The organism is Trujillonella humicola (genome assembly GCF_046233715.1).
Classification (GTDB): Bacteria; Actinomycetota; Actinomycetes; order Mycobacteriales; family Geodermatophilaceae; genus Trujillonella; species Trujillonella humicola.
This window is the reverse complement of record NZ_JBJNRJ010000154.1, coordinates 1-489: the sequence shown is the minus strand read 5'-3', so window position 1 is coordinate 489 and position 489 is coordinate 1. Positions and strand designations below refer to the sequence as shown.

The window sequence follows — 489 nt, the reverse complement described above, 5'->3', positions numbered from 1 at the left end:
CACGCCGTAGGCTCGGACACCGTCGAGGCCTTCCGGTCGGGCAGCTTGGTCGCTTCCGATCTTGGAAGGCCTCGACCCCATCCCGGCCTCAACTCACCCGCGCGAGTCCCTCACACCCACCGCAGGTACGAAGAGCCCGTAATCCGCGAACGTCACCCGGCCGGCGCGCGGATCGACGTAAGCGCCCGTCACCATCGCGGCGGTCTGCTCGTCGAGCCACCGCTGGGCGTCGACCTTCCGCTTGAAGTGGCGGGCATGCTCCTTGCCGGTCTCATCGCGGAACCGCGGCCGGTAGGTGCCGTCAGGCCGCCTCGCGATCGACGCCATCGCTCATCGCCTCCCTGGTCGTGAATCTGGCCATGGCCAGCGCAGTCTCGGCTCGTCTGCTGACTGGGGTGTACCAACGATCTTGGACACGTCCTCTGAACTGAGAGGATGCGTTCATGCCCGAGCAGCGGAGGAAGTTCAGTCCGCAGTTCAAGGCTGAAG

General features: G+C 66.3%; 1 pseudogene. It reads right to left on the bottom strand.

Annotation, left to right across the window (positions count from 1 at the left end):
• Positions 1–147 precede the first annotated feature (147 nt).
• A pseudogene (locus tag ACK586_RS25520) lies at positions 148–327 on the bottom strand (tyrosine-type recombinase/integrase); the annotation flags it as partial.
• Positions 328–489: the final 162 nt, after the last annotated feature.